Source organism: Paucibacter sp. Y2R2-4, assembly GCF_025717535.1.
Taxonomy (GTDB): Bacteria; Pseudomonadota; Gammaproteobacteria; order Burkholderiales; family Burkholderiaceae_C; genus Paucibacter_A.
In genome coordinates, this window is the sequence record NZ_JAJIRO010000001.1 from 596870 (window position 1) to 610940 (window position 14071).

Annotated in this window: 13 protein-coding genes; 7 read left to right on the forward strand and 6 right to left on the reverse strand. The window is 61.9% G+C overall.

The window, feature by feature from the left end; genetic code table 11:
• Positions 1 to 74: 74 nt before the first annotated feature.
• The 5 genes from LNV06_RS02585 to LNV06_RS02605 are packed head-to-tail and all read right to left on the reverse strand — an operon-like array spanning position 75 to position 6138.
• Positions 75 to 410 (reverse strand): rhodanese-like domain-containing protein, encoded by a 336-nt coding sequence (locus LNV06_RS02585; protein WP_263536671.1) that lies wholly within the window; start codon positions 408 to 410, stop codon positions 75 to 77.
• Positions 411 to 437: 27 nt separating this feature from the next.
• On the reverse strand, positions 438 to 1091 hold the full coding sequence (locus LNV06_RS02590; RefSeq protein WP_263536672.1) for a protein-L-isoaspartate O-methyltransferase family protein: 654 nt from the start codon (positions 1089 to 1091) through the stop codon (positions 438 to 440).
• A gap of 56 nt (positions 1092 to 1147) precedes the next feature.
• Positions 1148 to 4306, reverse strand: a complete 3159-nt coding sequence (locus tag LNV06_RS02595) for an efflux RND transporter permease subunit (RefSeq protein WP_263536673.1) — start codon at positions 4304 to 4306, stop codon at positions 1148 to 1150.
• Between the two features lie 16 nt (positions 4307 to 4322).
• Positions 4323 to 5456: an efflux RND transporter periplasmic adaptor subunit gene (locus LNV06_RS02600; RefSeq protein WP_263536674.1), complete on the reverse strand. Its 1134-nt coding sequence runs from the start codon at positions 5454 to 5456 to the stop codon at positions 4323 to 4325.
• 43 nt (positions 5457 to 5499) lie between these two features.
• On the reverse strand, positions 5500 to 6138 hold the full coding sequence (locus tag LNV06_RS02605) for a TetR/AcrR family transcriptional regulator (protein WP_263536675.1): 639 nt from the start codon (positions 6136 to 6138) through the stop codon (positions 5500 to 5502).
• A gap of 161 nt (positions 6139 to 6299) precedes the next feature.
• Between LNV06_RS02605 and LNV06_RS02610 the strand changes: the two genes are divergently transcribed.
• From LNV06_RS02610 to LNV06_RS02640, 7 genes are all read left to right on the forward strand, one after another.
• Positions 6300 to 7124 carry an undecaprenyl-diphosphate phosphatase gene (locus LNV06_RS02610; protein ID WP_263536676.1) on the forward strand — a complete coding sequence of 275 codons (825 nt, stop codon included), beginning with the start codon at positions 6300 to 6302 and terminating at the stop codon, positions 7122 to 7124.
• 72 nt (positions 7125 to 7196) lie between these two features.
• A complete protein-coding gene (map, locus tag LNV06_RS02615) occupies positions 7197 to 8000 on the forward strand; it encodes a type I methionyl aminopeptidase (RefSeq protein ID WP_263536677.1) in 804 nt (267 codons plus the stop codon).
• A 4-nt stretch (positions 8001 to 8004) separates the two neighbouring features.
• Positions 8005 to 10623, forward strand: a complete 2619-nt coding sequence (locus LNV06_RS02620; protein WP_263536678.1) for a [protein-PII] uridylyltransferase — start codon at positions 8005 to 8007, stop codon at positions 10621 to 10623.
• Positions 10620 to 11717, forward strand: coding sequence for a tRNA 2-selenouridine(34) synthase MnmH (gene mnmH, locus LNV06_RS02625; RefSeq protein ID WP_263536679.1), 1098 nt, complete (start codon positions 10620 to 10622; stop codon positions 11715 to 11717). The genes LNV06_RS02620 and mnmH overlap by 4 nt, the downstream gene beginning before the upstream one ends.
• 82 nt (positions 11718 to 11799) lie before the next feature.
• A complete protein-coding gene (locus LNV06_RS02630; protein WP_263536680.1) occupies positions 11800 to 12582 on the forward strand; it encodes a DUF2189 domain-containing protein in 783 nt (260 codons plus the stop codon).
• 32 nt (positions 12583 to 12614) lie between these two features.
• Positions 12615 to 12833 (forward strand): DUF2788 domain-containing protein, encoded by a 219-nt coding sequence (locus LNV06_RS02635; RefSeq protein ID WP_263536681.1) that lies wholly within the window; start codon positions 12615 to 12617, stop codon positions 12831 to 12833.
• The gene (locus tag LNV06_RS02640) at positions 12830 to 13450 is read left to right on the forward strand and encodes a YitT family protein (protein WP_263536682.1); all 621 of its coding nucleotides are present in this window, start codon (positions 12830 to 12832) and stop codon (positions 13448 to 13450) included. The genes LNV06_RS02635 and LNV06_RS02640 overlap by 4 nt, the downstream gene beginning before the upstream one ends.
• An 11-nt stretch (positions 13451 to 13461) precedes the next feature.
• Here the strand turns inward: LNV06_RS02640 and LNV06_RS02645 are convergent, their stop codons facing one another.
• Complete coding sequence (locus tag LNV06_RS02645; RefSeq protein ID WP_263536683.1) at positions 13462 to 13950, reverse strand: nuclear transport factor 2 family protein; 489 nt, start codon at positions 13948 to 13950, stop codon at positions 13462 to 13464.
• Positions 13951 to 14071: the final 121 nt, after the last annotated feature.

Consider the following 14071-nt stretch of genomic DNA (forward strand, 5'->3'; position numbering starts at 1 on the left):
GACGGTTTGGAGCACTGAACATCCCGCAGCCTGTTGTACTTTCGACTTCGGCGCTCAGCGTTTCAATCATGACTTCAATATCTCGGCACGGCAGGGTCAAGCTCGGTCGACCATGCATCGATGCCACCGGCGAGGTTATAGACGCTTTCGAAACCCGCGCGCTGCAAAAATGCGACGACTTGCAGACTTCTCACCCCGTGATGGCAATAACAGACGATGGGCTGCGTGGCGTCCAACTCTTCAAAGCGAGCGGGAACCTGTCCCATGGGCATCAGCAGACTGCGCACCCCGTCGATTTGAATCGAGGCCAGCTGCGCCTCCCAGGGCTCGCGCACGTCCAGCAAGAGCAAGGGCCTGGGTGACGATTGGCACATCGCCTGCAAGTCGCCCACCCCGATTTGGACTGACATAAGCCTGAGTCGCGATCCGATGGGGGTTCAGAAGCTGAAGGCCTGGGCCGCAGCAAAGCCCTGCAGACGCGGCGCCACGGTGTCAAACAAATTGACGGTGCGGAAGTCTTTCTCGCCCACGCGAGTGATCAGCTGCGCTTGCATGACCGGCTCAGCGCCCACAATGGCTGCCAGGCGTCCGCCCACCTTCAGCTGAGCCAAGAGTGCCGCTGGCACTTCTTGCACCGAGCCCGACAGCAGAATCACATCAAACGGACCTTCGGCAGCGAAACCTTGGGCGCCGTCTTGCTCGCGCACGGTCACATTGGTCACCCCGGCACGCTTCAAGTTGGCTGCAGCCAATGCGGCCAGCTCCGGGTTGATCTCCAGCGAGAACACTTTTTGTGCGCGGTGGCCCAAGAGCGCAGCCATAAAACCGCTGCCGGCGCCGACTTCCAGCACCTTCTCGTGGCGGGCCACCTTCAGTTCTTGCAGCAGACGAGCTTCCACGCGTGGCGCCAGCATCTTCTGGCCACCTGGCAGCGGCACCTCGGTGTCCATGAAGGCGATGCCACGGTACGCCGCAGGCACAAAGTCCTCACGCTTGACCACGGCCAGCAATTGCAGAACGCCAGCATCCAGCACGTCCCAAGGACGGATCTGCTGTTCGATCATATTGAAGCGGGCTTGTTCGATATTCATCTTGTCGTTTCCTTGACATTCAGCGGCGCAGGCCAACAGGCCGGCAACACATTCATTCACTCTCCGGCGATTCTATTTCCAGACCAGCGTCGCTTGGCCCAGACCGCCAGATCATCGAGATAGCAATAGATCACCGGCACCACCACCAGCGTCAACAAGGACGAGGTGATCACACCACCGATCACCGCCTGCCCCATCGGCGCGCGCTGCTCCGAGCCTTCGCTGAGCGCAAAAGCCAGCGGCACCATGCCAAAGACCATGGCCAGCGTGGTCATCAAAATCGGCCGCAGACGCACTTTGGCGGCATGCAGCAGCGCTTGCTCGCGGCCCATGGGCTCGGCGTCCACGCCATGGGCATGCTCGCCCTGGCGCGAGCGGATCGCAAAGTCGATCAGCAAAATCGCGTTCTTGGTGACCAGGCCCATCAGCATCACGATGCCGATGATGCTGAACATATTCAGCGTTGAGCGGAACATCAGCAGGGCCAGGATCACGCCGATCAAGGTCAGCGGCAGCGAGCTCATCAAAGCCAGCGGCTGCAAAAAGCTCTTGAACTGGCTCGCCAGAATCATGTAGATGAACACCACCGCCAGCCCCAGAGCGCCCACCGCGTACTGGAAGGACTCGTTCATATTCTTGGTCGAGCCGCCAAAGCTGTAGCGGTAGCCTGGCGGGAAGGCAATGCCGTCCAAGACCGCCTTGATGTCGGCCGAGACCTCGCCCGAGCTGCGTCCCAGAGCATTGGCGTCAATGGTGATCTCGCGGCTCATATCGCGTCGATTGATCTGGTTCGGGCCGGTGGACGCCTGCACATCCGCCACCTGCGACAAGCGCACCACCCGCGCCGAGCCATCGGCCGCTGGCGCCACATTCAGCGGCAAGCGCTGCAGATCAGACAAGGCGTTACGACCATCCGGCCCGAGCCGCACGACCACGTCATAGTTCTCGCCGTCCGGCGCGCGCCAGTTGCCCACCGTGGTGCCGGCGAACAAGGTGCGCAAGGAGGTCGCCAGCGCATTGACGTTCAGGCCCACATCGGCAGCGGCATCGCGCTTGACCTCGATGGAGACGGTCGGCTTGTTGGGCTTGAGCGTGGTGTCTAAGTCCACCAAACCAGGGATCTTGATCAATTCAGCTTGCACTTGTTTGGACAAGCGCTCCAACTCGCCCAAATCCGTGCCCTGGATGGAAAACTGCAAGCTCTTGCCCCCGCCCAGATCGGTTTGACCAATATTGGTGACGGTGATGCCGGGCACGGTGGCGAGCTTCTCGCGGATGGGCTGGGCCAGATCGGCGACCGAGCGCTGGCGGTCTTTGCGGTCCACCAGGCGAACATAAATCGCGCCATACATCTTGCCGGCCGCAAAGCCGCTATTGATGGTGGTGACGGTGTAACGCACCTCGGGCAGTTCGCGCAGCAGCAAGTCGATCTGCTTGGCGCGGGCCTCGGTGACTTCCAAACTCGAGCCCACCGGCGTATAGAAATTGATCTGGGTTTCGGACAAATCGGCCTTGGGCACAAACTCCTTGCCCACACCGCCCAGCAAGACAAAGCTGAACAGAAAGCTTGCCAGAGCAATGCCCAGCGTCGCGCCTTTGTGCGCCAAGGACCAGCTCAGAATTTTTTGATAGGCCTCGGACAGCCACTCAGTGAAGTCATCGAACTTCAGCGTGATGCGGCCCAGCGTCTTGTCGTAGAGCGTCACCGGCGGGCCACGATGCACACCGTGCGCCTGCGGGTCGTGCCAAACGCTGCTCAGCATCGGGTCTAGCGTGAAGCTGACGAACATCGAGATCAGCACCGCCGCCACGATGGTGATGCCGAACTCATGAAAGAACTTGCCGACGATGCCACCCATAAAGCCGATCGGCAAAAACACCGCCACGATGGACAAGGTGGTGGCCAAGACTGCCAAGCCAATCTCGGCCGTTCCATCCAGCGCTGCCTGCTTGGGGCTGGCGCCCATGGCCACATGGCGCACGATGTTCTCTCGCACCACGATGGCATCGTCAATCAACAAGCCCACACACAGGCTCAAGGCCATCATGGTGATGTTGTTGATAGTGAAGCCAAACAAATACATGAAGAGAAAAGTGCCGATCAAGGCAATCGGTAAGGTCAGGCCGGTAATGACGGTGGAGCGCCAGGAGTTCAAGAACAAAAACACAATCAGCACGGTCAGCGCCGCGCCTTCGAACAAGGTCCGTTGCACATTCGCCACCGAGACTCGAATCGCCCGCGAGTTGTCGCGGTTGATCTCGGTTTTGATGCCTTTGGGCGTGATGGGGGCGGCTTCTTTCAAGGCTCGCATCAAGCCGTCCACCACCTCAATGGTGTTCTCACCCTGGCTTTTTTGTACGCTCAAGAGCACCGTGCGCTGGCCGTTGTAAAGCGCCAGGCTTTCGACTTCCTGCGGGCCGTCCACCACATCGGCGACCTGCCAGAGCTTGACCGAGTTGCCCACCTTGCGCGCCACCACGATGTCGCGGAAGTCTTCCGGCTTCTTCAGTCGCGCATTGATTTGCACCACCCGCTCTTGCTCGGCCGAGCGGATCGAGCCCAGCGGCAGCTCCTGGTTCTCGCTCTTCACCGCCGCTAACACCTGATCCACCGTGACACCCAGCGACTCCATGGCCTGCGGACGCAGCCGCAGTTGAACCTGGCGCTGCAGCCCACCCACCACGCTGACCGAGCCGACGCCGCGCACGTTTTCCAGACGCTTTTGCAGCACCTGGGTGGCCCAGGTGGTCAGCTCCTGGGTGCTGCGCTGGCCATCGTCCGAGAGCACCGCCACATTGAAGATGGGCGTGCTTTGCGGGTCAAAGCGCGAGATGCGCGGGTCCTTCACTTCATCGCGCAAGGTGGGCCGCATCAAGGCCACCTTCTCGCGCACATCCTCGGCCGCCTTGCGGCCATCGACATCGAGATTGAACTCAATGATGACGACCGAGGCACCTTCGTAGGAGCGCGAGGTCAAGGTGTTGATGCCGGCCACCGTGTTGACGGCCTCCTCGACTTTTTTGGTGACCTCGCTCTCGACGATCTCGGGCGAGGCACCGGGATAGTCCAGCTGCACCACCACGGTCGGAAAGTCGATATTGGGGAATTGGTCCACCGACAGCCGTTGATAGCTGAACAGGCCCAAGACCACAAAGGCCAGCATGACCATCACGGCCATGACGGGGTTTTGAATCGAAACGCGGGTGAACCACATGGCGAGCGCCCTCGCCTCAGCGCGATGCAGCCGAAGCTGCTGGCGCCGGCAATTTCACCAGCGTGCCATCCGCCACTTGGCCGGCCGCACCCGACAAGAGCAAATCGCCCACCGCAGCGCCCGACACAATCTCGACCACCGGCTGCCCCGCCACTTCACCGCTGCGCCCCAGGGTCACAGGCAGTGAGCGAGTCTTGCCGTCCAAAATTTGCAGCACATAAGGCCGCGCCTTTTCCACGCGCACCGCGCTCGGTGGCACGACCAGGCCTTCGGCTTCATCCAACAAGATGCGACCCCGAGCGAACATGCCATGACGCAGGCCCGGCTGGCCTTGCACCTTCAAATAGACCAACACCGAGCGCGAACCCGCCTGGGCCGCCGGGTTGATGCGCGCCAGTTGCGCCGGCACCTCGGCCGACAGGCCATCGACCGAGAGCAGCGCTTGGGCGCCCGGCTTCAAGCCTGCCGCCAATTCCGCGGGTATCGCGGCTTCCAGTTCCATCTGCGTCAGATTGACGATCTCCAGGATGCGGCCATCGATCGCCACCCGTTCACCCGGCTGAGCCAAGCGCTGCGAGACCTGGCCCGAGATCGGCGCAATCAGAGCCGCGTCGCCCTGCGACTTACGCGCCAACTCCACCGCAGCTTTAGCGGCCAAAAAACTGGCCTCGGCACCGGCGGCGCTGGCCACCGCAGTATCCAAAGCCGTGGCCGAAATAAAGCCTTGCGACACCAGGGCCCGGTTGTTATCCAGGGTGCGCCGAGCAATGTCCACTTGCGACTTGGCAGCCGAGGCGTTTTGCTCGGCCTGCTTCAAACGCCAATCCAGCTCCGAGGTCTCCAGCCGGCCCAGCATTTGGCCGGCTCGCACCGCATCGCCCTCGCGCACCGTCAACTGAGCCAGTTCGGCTGCCACCTTGGCCTTGATCATGGCGGTCTCGACCGCCCGCAAACTGCCTGAGATTTCCAAGCTGCCGGCGAATCGCTGGCGCTGCACACGCAGCACATCAATGTCCGCCAAGGCCAGACCCGCGGCCGCCTTGGACGTCACAGGCGCTGGCGCCTGACGGCCCTTCAACCATTTCATCCCCGCCCCCGCCACCACGGCCACTGCCAGCACCGCAAGCGTCACTTTCAACCAAGGCTTCATCGCACAGAAACTTTCGCAAAAAACGTAGGAGGGAGGAGAAGTCTCAAAGTCCTGCCGGCTCGGCCAAGAGGCCGCGCAAGACCAGATCCATTTGCACCGCCAGCACGGCGGGCGCGTCGATTGTGGGGCCATGCAGGCGGCAAGCACCCAGGGAGTGTTCGTAAAGAATCATGTGCAACATCGGCCCGATCAAGACATGCACCGTCTCGGCCGGCGGCACCGCACGGAACTCACCGCTGCGAATGCCGCGCTCGATCAGGCCCGCCAGCAAGCGATGTATCGGTTGCACCACCTCGTCTACATAAAAGCGCGCCAAGTCCGGAAAGTTGCGCGCCTCGGCCATCATGATCTTGGTGATGCCGCCGGCCGGGCCCAGGCCGACCTGCTCCCACCACGCTTTCATCACATGGCTCAATAAATCGCTCACCCGGCCTTGGTGCTGAGCCGCCAACTCCACCGCCTCGGCGATGCGTGCGGACAGGTTCTCGCGCACCACCGCCTTGAACAGCTCTTCTTTGCTGGGGTAGTAGAGATAAAGCGTGCCTTTGGAAACCCCAGCGCGGGCAGCCACTTCCTCAGAACGCGTGGCCGCAAAGCCCTTCTCGACAAACAAGGCGAGCGCCGCCGCCAGCAACTCCTGCGGGCGGGCTTCTTTGCGTCTTTGACGGGGGGCGGTGCTCAACAGCTGCGTGGCGCGATGGCGTTAATGACTAACTGGTCAGTAATGTATGCGCCCCGCATCAAGCCGGTCAAGCCAGTCAAACCATGAGCTCAGGCACTGCCGCCGAGTGCGGTCACACGCGGCGGCTATCATCGCGGCCATTCATTTTGAGGGAGTAGCGTTTGGACGCCATTTTGCTGATCAAGGCCGCCATCATGGGCATCGTCGAAGGCCTGACCGAGTTTTTGCCGATTTCCAGTACCGGCCATTTGATCCTGGCCGGTTCTCTGCTCGGCTTTGATGACGCCAAGAGCAAGGTGTTTGACATCGCCATCCAAACCGGCGCCATCTTTGCCGTCATCCTGGTCTACAGCCAACGCCTGCGCGAAGTGGCCGCCGGCCTGGGTTCGGACGCACGGGCGCGCCGCTTTGTGATCAATGTGGCCATTGGCTTCTTCCCGGCCGTGGTGCTGGGCCTGCTGTTCGGCAAGGCCATCAAGGCGCATCTCTTCACCCCGACCGTGGTGGCCACCACCTTCATTCTGGGCGGCTTCATCATTTTGTGGGCCGAGCGTCGTCAACAAGCCGAGGTTCGCATCCAGACGGTCGACGATATGAGCCCCCTGGATGCGCTGAAGGTCGGCGTCATTCAATGCTTGGCCATGGTGCCCGGCACCAGCCGCTCGGGCTCCACCATCATCGGCGGCATGTTGATGGGCCTGTCACGCAAGGCGGCCACAGATTTCTCGTTCTTCTTGGCCATTCCGACGCTGATCGGCGCTGGCGCCTACAGCCTCTACAAAGAGCGCGCCCTGCTGAGCAGCGCCGACATTCCGATGTTCGGCGTGGGCCTGCTGTTCTCCTTCATCAGCGCTTGGATCTGCGTGCGCTGGCTGCTGCGCTATATCTCCAGCCACAGCTTCGTGCCCTTTGCTTACTACCGCATCGCCTTCGGCATCGTGGTGCTGGCCACCGCTTGGAGCGGCTTGGTGGTGTGGGCGGACTGATCGCCCCTGCAGGCGCCAGCCTTTGAGAGGTGAGCAGTCAGCCGGCTTCAGCCTCAAAGCTAAAATGTCCGCATGACGATCACGATCAAAACTGGCGCCGACATTGCAGCGCTGCGCATAGCCGGCCGATTGGCCTCCGAGGTTCTCGACATGCTGACGCCGCATGTCAAACCCGGCATCACCACCGAAGCGCTCGACAAGCTGGCACATGACTACATCGTCAATGTGCAAGGCGCGATCCCGGCGCCGTTGAACTACCAACCACCGGGCTACACGCCCTACCCCAAGTCCATCTGCACTTCGGTCAATGATGTGATATGCCACGGCATCCCGGATGGCCGCGCCTTGAAGAACGGTGACATCGTCAATATCGACGTCACCGTCATCAAAGACGGCTGGCATGGCGACACCAGCCGCATGTTTGTGGTCGGCGAAGGCTCGATCGCCGCCAAGCGCTTGTGCGCCCTCACCTACGAAGCGATGTGGAAGGGCATTGCCAAGGTCAAGCCCGGCGCCCATCTGGGCGATATCGGCCATGCGATTCAAACCTTCGTCGAAAACGCCGGCTTCTCGGTGGTGCGCGAGTTCTGCGGCCACGGCATCGGCCAGGTCTTCCACGAAGAGCCGCAAGTGCTGCATTACGGCCGCCCCGGCACGCTGGACGTCTTGGTGCCCGGCATGGTCTTCACCATCGAGCCCATGGTGAACGCCGGCCAACGCCATATGCGCGAGCACAACGACGGCTGGACCATCAAGACCAAGGATCGTTCGCTCTCGGCCCAGTGGGAACACACTTTGGTGGTGACTGAAACCGGCTACGAGGTCTTCACCTTGTCGGACGGCAGCCCGCCACCGCCTGCCTTCATCAACACCTGATCTGATGGGCAGCCAGGCCTTGCCAGAGTCAGTGCCCCCACAGCCCAGCCTTGCGGAATTGCGCCAGGGTTTCAAGGCCGGCAAGCTGGCCTTGATCAACGCCTTCCGCGCCGGACCGCCCACACAACTGGCCGCTTCTCGGCTGCTGCGCCAACTGGCCCGTCATGTCGACGGCTATCTGCAGCAGTTGTGGGCGCGTGCAGAAATGCCGGCCGGCGCATGCCTGGTGGCCGTGGGAGGCTATGGTCGCGCCGAGCTGTTCCCGCATTCCGATGTGGATGTGTTGGTGCTGCTGCCCGACGGCGTCGAAGCCCACACCAATTGCCCGGTCAAAGCCGCGATCGAGGCCTTCATCACCTCCTGCTGGGACATCGGCCTGGAGATCGGCTCCTCGGTCCGCACCTTGGGCGAATGCGTTCAAGAAGCGGCGGGCGATGTCACTGTACAAACCGCCTTGTTGGAAGCTCGGCTGCTGGCCGGCAAACGCGCCCAGTTCAAGCTGATGGAACAGGCGCTGATGGCTGCCATGGACGCCAGCGCTTTTTTGCGCGCCAAGACCCTGGAAGCCCAGCAGCGCCACACCAAGTACGACGACACGCCCTACTCGCTCGAGCCCAATTGCAAGGAAAGCCCCGGCGGCTTGCGCGATCTGCAGGTGCTGATCTGGATCGCCCGCGCTGCTGGCCTGGGCAAGACCTGGAAGGCCTTGGCCGACCGCGGCCTGATCACCGCCTTTGAAAGCCGGCAGCTGCAGCGCAACGAGGGTTTGCTGAAGCTGATTCGCGCGCGCCTGCACAGCGTGGCCGGGCGGCGCGAAGACCGGCTGGTCTTTGACTTGCAAAACGCCGTGGCCGAGAGCTTTGGCTACCAGGCCAGTCAGGGCCATCGGGCCTCCGAGGTGCTGATGCGGCGCTACTACTGGGCGGCCAAGGCGGTCACCCAGCTGAATCAGATCTTGCTGCTGAACCTGGAAGAACAGGTCAATGGCTCGCAGCAACAGCTGATGCGGCGCATTGACCATCACTTCCTCGACCGCGCCGGCATGCTGGAGGTGGCAAGCGATGACCTCTACCAGCGCGAACCGCACGCCATCCTGCGCACCTTCTTGGTCTATCAACAAACGCCGGGCATCAAGGGTCTCTCGGCCCGCACCCTGCGTGCGCTCTACAACGCGCGCGAGTGGATGAACAGCGCCTTCCGGCGCGACCCGGCCAATCGCGCCACCTTCATGCAGATCTTGCGCCAGTCCGAAGGGCAAACGCATGCGATGCGTCTGATGAATCAGACCTCGGTGCTGGGGCGTTATTTGTGGGTGTTCCGCAGCATCGTCGGGCAGATGCAGCATGATCTGTTCCACGTCTACACGGTGGACCAACACATCCTGATGGTGCTGCGCAATGTGCGGCGCTTCTTCATCCCAGAGCATGCGCACGAGTACCCGTTTTGCTCACAGCTGGCAGCGCAATGGGACAAGCCGGAGTTGCTCTATATTGCGGCGCTCTTCCATGATGTGGCCAAAGGCCGAGGCGGCGACCACTCGGATCTGGGCGCGGTGGAAACGCGACGTTTCTGCCGCGATCACAGCCTGAGCAAGGAAGACACCGAGTTGGCCGTCTTTCTGGTGCAGCATCACCTGACGCTCTCCAGGGTGGCGCAAAAAGAAGACCTCTCCGATCCCGATGTGATCCAGCGCTTCACCCAAAAAATGGGCGATGCGCGCCACCTCACCGCGCTCTATTTGCTGACGGTGGCCGATATCCGCGGCACCAGCCCCAAGGTCTGGAATGCCTGGAAGAGCAAGCTGCTGGAAGACCTCTACCGCATCAGCCTGCGCGCACTGGGCGGCGCACAACCGAATCTGACGGCGGACATCGAGGCCCGCAAACAAGAGGCCCGTCAAGCGCTGGCCTTGCATTCCATGCTGCCCGGCACCGAAGCGGAACTGTGGGAGACCTTGCAGCTCAGCTACTTTGCTCGCCACGAAGCCAGCGATTTGGCCTGGCATGCGCGCTCGCTGTGGCGCCATGTGCAATCCGACAAACCCATCGTGCGCGCGCGCCCCTCGCCCATCGGCGAAGGGCTGCAAGTCTTGGTCTACTCGCCCGATGCGCAGGACTTGTTCGCTCGCATTTGCGGTTACTTCGACGGCGCTGGTTTCAACATCCTGGACGCCAAGGTGCACACCACCCGCCAGGGCTTCGCACTCGACACCTTCCAGGTGTTGAGCCCTGACTTGGACTTGCATCACCGCGACCTGGTCTCCTTGGTCGAAGCCAAACTGACCCAGGCCTTGATGACGGACGGCCCATTGCCCGAGCCGCGTCGCGGGCGCCTGTCCCGTCGCGTCAAGTCCTTCCCCTTCACACCGCGGATTGCGCTGCGTCCGGACGAGCGCGCCCAACATTGGCTGCTGTCCATCAGCACCAGTGACCGCGCCGGCTTGCTGTACGCGATTGCCCGCGTGCTGGCGCGCCACGGCATCAATCTGCAGTTAGCCAAAATCTCCACCCTGGGTGAACGGGTGGAGGACACTTTCTTGGTCGACGGCGCGGCGCTGCAGCACAACAAGGCGCAGCTGCAGATCGAGAGCGAGTTGCTGGACGCCGTCTCGCTGCAGTTATGAAGCCACCATCCATCCTGATTGAGGTTCAGCAAGCCCTGGCTCAGCTGAGCGAGTTTGACGCCATCATCGATGTGCGCTCGCCGGCCGAGTTTGCGGAAGACCATATGCCCGGCGCGCTCAACTGGCCGGTGCTGGACAACGAAGAGCGCCACCGGGTCGGCCTGCTCTACAAGAGCTCGCCTTTTGAGGCCCGCAAGATTGGCGCGGCCCTGGTCGCGCGCAATATCGCCCGCCATCTGGACGAGCATGCCGAACCTTTGTCGCGCGGCTGGCGGCCCTTGGTGTACTGCTGGCGAGGCGGCCAGCGCTCGGGCGCCATGACTTGGTTCTTGGGTCAGATTGGCTTCAAAGCGCGCCAACTGCAAGGTGGCTACAAGGCCTACCGAGCCCAGGTGCGTGAGACCTTGGAGACCCAGCCTCAGGGCTTGCAGTTCCACGTCTTGTGTGGCCGCACCGGCACCGGCAAGACGCGACTCTTGCATGCACTGGAACGACTTGGCGCGCAGGTGCTGGACCTAGAAGGCATGGCCTTGCATCGCGGCTCGGTGCTGGGCGCATTGCCGGATCAGCCGCAGCCCAGCCAGAAGCGCTTTGACAGCCTGCTGTGGCAGCGATTCCTCAGTTTCGACCCGGCCCGACCAGTGTTTGTGGAAAGCGAGAGCCGCAAGATCGGCCAGCTGCGCATGCCGGCCGCGCTGTATGAAGCGCTGCGCGACAGCCAGCATCTTTACTGGCTGCAGATGGATGAGGACGCGCGGGTGCAATTGCTGCTGCAAGACTATGCGCATTTCATGACCCAAGCCGAGCAGTTCTGCGCCAGGCTAGATGCATTGATTCCGATGCGCGGGCATGAACGCGTCAAACGTTGGCAAGCGCAGGCCCGCAGCGGCGACTGGGCCAGCGCCTTCCGCGAGCTGATGGTGGAGCACTACGACCCGGGCTATGAACGCTCTTTGGCCAACCATTACCCTCAATTGGCCCAGGCTCAGCGTCTGCAGCTCAAGGATGCTGGGGACGCGGCCCTGGAGGCCTGTGCGCACGAAATGCTGAAAAGCTTGGTCCCGGCGGAACATCCGATTTCAGGGCAAGATTGAGGCAAACAGGTGTTTGTCTTGATGCCCATCAAGGCCTTGCTCATGCGAGCATGAGAACATTTCTGTTGAAACTCGAGACCCCATGCAATTTCTACAAACCGAGAAGGCACTTCAGCAATCGCGCCAATTTGGCGTGAAGCCGATCCCTTTGCTGCGCCCCTTGGGTTGGCTGGCGCGCGGCTGGTCTGATCTGCTGCGCTGCCCCGGTCCATCGCTGGCGCATGGCCTGATCTTGGCCTTGATTGGGGTTGCGATCTTCTTTCTGGCCCGCCATCGCTTTTGGCTCCTGGCCGGCGCCTTCAGCGGCTTTTTGCTGGTGGCGCCGATTCTGGCTACCGGGCTCTACGTCATTAGCCGAGATTTAGAGCGCGGCCTGAAACCCAGTTTTTCCACCGTACTGCGCGCTTGGCGGCCTCGCGACGGCCGCTTGGTGGTGTTTGGTGTGCTGCTGGCCTTTGCCGGCACCGGCTGGGTCATGACCTCGGCCTCGCTGGTCACCGGATTCACCAGCACGCCCATCCATGAGCCGATGGACTTCTTGCGCCATGTGGTGCTGAACGAAGAGTCGCATCTGTTTGAGGCCTGGTTGGCGCTCGGCGCCTTGCTGGCGGCGCCGATGTTTGCCTCCACCATGATTGCGGTGCCGCTGCTGCTGGACCGCCAAATTGGTGTGCTGGGCGCCGTGTTCACCAGCTGGCGCGTGGTGATGGAGTACCCCGCGCCGGTGGCCCTGTGGGCCGCCTTGATCATGCTGCTGACCCTGGCCGGCATGGCCTCGCTGATGCTGGGCTTCATCGTTGTGATGCCCTGGTTGGGCCACGCCAGCTGGCACGCTTACCGCGACCTGGTCTCCACCCGAGACTGAATCAAACGCCAAGAACCACGAGACGCCGCAGGATGTTTGGATACAGCGAACAAGAAATCGCCCAAATGGGGCTGACTTGGGGCGTCGGCGCCTTCATGCTGTACATGGTGTTCATCATCTTGCAGCTGGCCCGAGAGTCCAAGGCGGGCCGCTTCGGCACCTTCATTCTCTTGCTGGGCTTGGGCTTCGGCCTGGTGGGCTTTTTGGCCAAGGGCGTGATCAAGTGGTTCATGTCGGGCCTGGGCTCATGAGCATTCGAAAGACCGCCACACGCACGTTTCGGCATTCTTGGCTGGAAGATGCGCAGGCCGTCCTCACCGGCACCTTGTTCGTGGCCATTGGCGTGGCCTTGTTCAAGCAAGCAGGGCTGCTCACTGGCGGCACCGTGGGCATTGCCTTCTTGATCCACTACGCCTCGGGCCTGCCTTTTGGCGCCCTGTTTTTCGCCATCAATCTGCCCTTCTATTGGCTGGCCTACCGGCGTATGGGCCTGCCATTCACGCTGAAAACGATTTGCGCGGTCAGCCTGATGGCGGTATTGGCCGAAGTCTTGCCGCGCTGGTTGCAGTTCGCGCAACTGAACATCTGGTTTGCCGCCATTGCCGGCGGCCTGCTGATCGGAGCGGGCATGCTGATCTTGTTCCGCCACCGCGCCTCTCTGGGCGGGCTCAATGTGGTGGTGATGCTGCTACAAGAAAAACGTGGCTGGCGCGCGGGCTATGTGCAAGCCGTCTTGGACGGCGTCATCTTGCTCAGCGCCTTGGCCTTTGTGCCGGCTGAAAAGGTCGGCATGTCCCTGCTGGGCATGCTGGCCATCAATGCGGCCCTGGCCGTGAACCACCGGCCAGGCCGCTACTTGGCGGTCTGAAAAAGAATCGCTCAGCGCTTGGTCGCGGGGTCCCAGTGCTCGGCGATCTTGCCGCCCTCGATGCGGAACATATCGAACCAGGTGCTGGTGTAGGTTTTGCCCGGCGCTTCAGGCTCTGGCAAGGTTTGCACAAAGACCAGCACCACCTTATCCCCCTCGGCCAGCACCGCCACCAAAGGCGCTTTGATGCGAGCCTCAAGCGGCTTGGGCTTGCTGAATTGAGCAAAGAATTTGACGAAACCCTCGCGGCCCGTGGGCACGCTAGGGTTGTGTTGGATATAGCCCTCAGTCAGGTATTTGCCAGCCTGGTCCAACTGCCCGCCTTCAAAGACCTCACGCCAGAAGTCGTAAACCAGACGCTTATTGGCCGCCGCCACAGGGTCCGCTGCGGCGAGCATTTGCGCATGGTCGGTATTAGCTTGCACCGGCACTTGCGCTTGCACGCCGAGAGACAGGGTCAGGCCGAACAGAATGGCAAGACTGAGTGAGCGAATCTTCATGTAGGGCTTTCTGAGAGTATCAATCCGCTAACCATGCGGTTGAGCCCAATTCTCAGCCCCATCCACAGCCCGCCAAAGTGTCGGACTTCACCCGAAGAAACCCGCAGTCCATTGCCGTCAA

Bases quoted from the DNA above. Each gene is read 5' to 3' on its own strand.
- LNV06_RS02585 (WP_263536671.1), bottom strand. From the start codon at position 410: ATGTCAGTCCAAATCGGGGTGGGCGACTTGCAGGCGATGTGCCAATCG.
- LNV06_RS02590 (WP_263536672.1), bottom strand. From the start codon at position 1,091: ATGAATATCGAACAAGCCCGCTTCAATATGATCGAACAGCAGATCCGT.
- LNV06_RS02595 (WP_263536673.1), bottom strand. From the start codon at position 4,306: ATGTGGTTCACCCGCGTTTCGATTCAAAACCCCGTCATGGCCGTGATG.
- LNV06_RS02600 (WP_263536674.1), bottom strand. From the start codon at position 5,456: ATGAAGCCTTGGTTGAAAGTGACGCTTGCGGTGCTGGCAGTGGCCGTG.
- map (WP_263536677.1), top strand. From the start codon at position 7,197: ATGACGATCACGATCAAAACTGGCGCCGACATTGCAGCGCTGCGCATA.
- LNV06_RS02620 (WP_263536678.1), top strand. From the start codon at position 8,005: ATGGGCAGCCAGGCCTTGCCAGAGTCAGTGCCCCCACAGCCCAGCCTT.
- mnmH (WP_263536679.1), top strand. From the start codon at position 10,620: ATGAAGCCACCATCCATCCTGATTGAGGTTCAGCAAGCCCTGGCTCAG.
- LNV06_RS02630 (WP_263536680.1), top strand. From the start codon at position 11,800: ATGCAATTTCTACAAACCGAGAAGGCACTTCAGCAATCGCGCCAATTT.
- LNV06_RS02635 (WP_263536681.1), top strand. From the start codon at position 12,615: ATGTTTGGATACAGCGAACAAGAAATCGCCCAAATGGGGCTGACTTGG.
- LNV06_RS02640 (WP_263536682.1), top strand. From the start codon at position 12,830: ATGAGCATTCGAAAGACCGCCACACGCACGTTTCGGCATTCTTGGCTG.
- LNV06_RS02645 (WP_263536683.1), bottom strand. From the start codon at position 13,950: ATGAAGATTCGCTCACTCAGTCTTGCCATTCTGTTCGGCCTGACCCTG.